The sequence below is a fragment of the Gemmobacter sp. genome, assembly GCF_016792925.1.
In the GTDB taxonomy this organism is placed as follows: domain Bacteria; phylum Pseudomonadota; class Alphaproteobacteria; order Rhodobacterales; family Rhodobacteraceae; genus Gemmobacter.
On sequence record NZ_JAEULU010000128.1, the window covers coordinates 1 to 2529 of the forward strand.

The 2529-nt window shown below is 63.0% G+C and carries 4 protein-coding genes; 2 read left to right on the forward strand and 2 right to left on the reverse strand.

What is annotated here, in order from left to right; all coding sequences use genetic code 11:
• Positions 1-432 (reverse strand): CAP domain-containing protein (locus JNN06_RS06585; protein WP_291238799.1); only part of this gene is annotated, 432 nt, incomplete at its 3' end.
• Between the two features lie 165 nt (positions 433-597).
• Between JNN06_RS06585 and JNN06_RS06590 the strand changes: the two genes are divergently transcribed.
• Positions 598-1167 (forward strand): L,D-transpeptidase, encoded by a 570-nt coding sequence (locus JNN06_RS06590; RefSeq protein WP_291238800.1) that lies wholly within the window; start codon positions 598-600, stop codon positions 1165-1167.
• A gap of 10 nt (positions 1168-1177) precedes the next feature.
• On the forward strand, positions 1178-1372 hold the full coding sequence (locus JNN06_RS06595) for a hypothetical protein (protein WP_291238801.1): 195 nt from the start codon (positions 1178-1180) through the stop codon (positions 1370-1372).
• Between the two features lie 42 nt (positions 1373-1414).
• On the opposite strand, the gene hemH is transcribed toward JNN06_RS06595, so the two are convergent.
• Positions 1415-2500: a ferrochelatase gene (gene hemH / locus JNN06_RS06600; RefSeq protein WP_291238802.1), complete on the reverse strand. Its 1086-nt coding sequence runs from the start codon at positions 2498-2500 to the stop codon at positions 1415-1417.
• Positions 2501-2529 lie beyond the last annotated feature (29 nt).

Below are 2529 nucleotides of genomic sequence, written 5' to 3' on the forward strand. Positions count from 1 at the left end.
GTCCATCAGCACGCCCAGCGTATCGGGCTGCCCGGCCCAGGTGCCCAGCGTGTCCAGATCGGATTCGTAGGTTTCCGCCACCAGCTCGCCCTGGAAATGGCCCATATAGCCCGCGCGCTGCGCCCGGTAGAGCGGCGAGGAACCGTCAGAGCCAAAGTGCCAGGGCCGGGCCTGGGCCGACATATCGCGCGAATGCGCCATGGCGGCGCTGGTCAGGGCCGGGTTGATCTCCACCGGGCCAAGACCGCGCGCGGCGCGCAGGGTGTTCAGCGAATCACGCATGCGCACCGGCATCTCGGCCTCGTCGGCGCGGCTGATCTTGTAGATCACCGGCAATGGCCGGCCATCCGGGCCCAGCTGGGGGCCGGAGGGGCCAGTGGCGCAACCGGCAAGAACCGTAGCGGCGCAGAGGGCCAGAACCGAGAATTTCATCATTTCGCAAACACCAAAGGCTTCGGACTCGCTGTCTTTAGCCAAACACTTGTGCAGGATCAAACCCAACTCTGCGTGAAACCGCCGAATGACAGGGGTTTGAATTGCGATCTTGCAGCAGTGCGGCTAAAAACCGCTCAATTCGTAACGACAGGAGCGCAGCGGATGTCTGCTGACACCATCTTCAAGCCCACGCGTCGTGCCCTGCTGGCCGGGGCTGCGGCGACGCTGGCCGCTTCGGCTTTGCCGGCTTTCGCGCAGCAAGGCGGCATCCGCAGCAACGTGGCCAGCTTTCGCATGCTGGATTGGCAGCCCTATTTCCCCGATCTGAACAAGGGCGCCATTCTGGTCGATACCCAGTCGCGCGTGCTGCATTACTGGGCCGCCGATCAGGTGACCTACAAGCTTTACCCGACCTCGGTGCCGGTCTCGACCGAGCTGACGCGGCTGGGCCGCACCAGCATCGTGAAGAAAGACCCGGCGCCCAGCTGGCGCCCGACGCCTTCGATGAAAGAGCGCAACCCCGATTGGCCGGATTTCATCCCGCCGGGGCCGGATTGCCCGCTGGGCACCCGGGCCATGTGGCTGGGTTGGGAATATTACCGCATCCACGGCACGCATGACACGCGCAAGATCGGGCGCAAGTCGTCCAATGGCTGTATCGGCATGTATAACGAACATGTGGAAGAGCTGTATGAACTGGTGCAAATTGGCGCGCAGGTTCTGTTGATCTGAGGAGGCCGCGATGAAAGCCCTTGCCCTCTCGCTGGCGCTTGCCGCCACTGCCTTGCCCGCGCTGGCCGGTGGGCCGGTCGTTTCAGCGGAAGACCCGCCGCAGGTGGTTGTGATGAATGGCACGCCGAGCGGGTCTGTGGGTACTGGCACTGTGGTGGTGTCCTTGCTGACCCTGCTGATCGTCGCGGCGGCTGTCGCAAAATAAGAAAGGCGCCCTTGGGGCGCCTTTTTGCTATTCAGCGGCGGCTTACAGCCAGCCCGCCAGATTTTCGCGGATCACCGAAGCCAGCGCCGTGATATGGGCGGGTTCGGCGTTCAGGCAGGGGATATAGGTGAAGACCTCGCCCCCGGCATGTTCGAAGCTCTCGCAGATCTCGCCCTTGATCTCTTCCAGCGTCTCGATGCAATCGGCGCTGAAGGCGGGGGCGATCACGGCGATGCGTTTCTTGCCCTGTTTCGCCAGCTCGGCCACATGTTCCACCGTATAGGGGCGCAACCATTCCTCGCGGCCAAAGACCGATTGGAAGGTGGTGATGATCTCGCCCTTCTCCCAGCCCAGCCGCTCGCGCAGCAGTCGCGTGGTTTTCTGGCATTGGCAATGGTAGGGGTCGCCCTGCATCAGATAGCGTTTCGGCATCCCGTGATAGCTGGCCACCAGCACATCAGGCCGGTGATCCAGCGCGGCATAGGCGCGCTCCACCGATTGCGCGAGGGCCTCGATATAGGCGGGATGATCGAAATATTCCGGCAAGGTGCGGCTGGCGGGCTGGCGGCCCTGCTTCATCATGGCGCGAAAGAACTGGTCATTCGCCGTCGCGGTCGTGGCCCCTGCATATTGCGGGTAAAGCGGACAGAACAGGATCTTCTCGCAGCCCGCCTCCACCATGGCTTGCACCTTCGACAGGGTGGAGGGGTTGCCATAGCGCATGCAGAAATCGACCATGACCTGATCGCCATATTCGGTCTTCAGCACCGCGGCCAGCGCCTCCGTCTGATCACGGGTGATGGTCATCAGCGGGCTTTCATTGCGCGCCTGATCCCAGATCAGCTTGTAATTGGCGCCGCTGGTGAAGGGGCGCTTGGTGAGGATGATCAGCTGCAACAGCGGCTGCCACTTCCAGGCCGGAAAGTCGATCACCCGCCGGTCTGACAGAAACTCGTTCAGATAGCGCCGCATCGACCAGTAATCGGTCGCATCGGGCGTGCCGAGATTGGCCAGCAGGATACCAACCTTGGCGCCCTTGACCGGCGGATGATCGGCAGGGGCATGGGCCAGCCGGCCCTCGCCGGGCCTGATCACCGATTTCACCGCATCGCGCAGGGCATCGAGCATGGGTCTCTCCTTGATCTCACCGGCCAGAT

Coding starts and splice junctions, on each gene's coding strand:
- JNN06_RS06590 (WP_291238800.1), top strand. CDS start 598: ATGTCTGCTGACACCATCTTCAAGCCCACGCGTCGTGCCCTGCTGGCC.
- JNN06_RS06595 (WP_291238801.1), top strand. CDS start 1,178: ATGAAAGCCCTTGCCCTCTCGCTGGCGCTTGCCGCCACTGCCTTGCCC.
- hemH (WP_291238802.1), bottom strand. CDS start 2,500: ATGCTCGATGCCCTGCGCGATGCGGTGAAATCGGTGATCAGGCCCGGC.